At 40.5% G+C, this 328-nt stretch carries 1 protein-coding gene; it reads left to right on the forward strand.

Translation table 11 applies throughout. The features are described 5' to 3' along the window. Window positions 1–328: L-lactate permease (locus FE392_RS23225; protein ID WP_319932032.1), on the forward strand; the 328-nt coding region annotated here is incomplete at both ends.

Genomic DNA, 328 nt, shown 5'->3' on the forward strand with positions numbered 1-328 from the left:
GCTTATAAAATGCCATTCACAATGGCGATGGCAGCAACCGGATACGGTTTTTTATACGGACTATGGCCAATTGCTTGGATTATCATTATGTCGGTATTTTTGTATAAAATTTCCGTAAAAACAGGTCAATTCGATGTCATTCGTGCATCTGTATTATCTATTACAAACGATCACCGTTTACTCGTTATTCTAATTGGTTTTTCATTCGGAGCATTTTTAGAAGGGGCTGCGGGATTCGGTGCACCAGTAGCAATCACGGCAGCGCTTCTAGCAGGTCTCGGATTAAATCCTTTATATGCGGCTGGTCTTTGTTTAATCGCAAATACTG

The organism is Xenorhabdus santafensis (genome assembly GCF_033949405.1).
GTDB classification, from domain to species: Bacteria; Pseudomonadota; Gammaproteobacteria; order Enterobacterales; family Enterobacteriaceae; genus Xenorhabdus; species Xenorhabdus santafensis.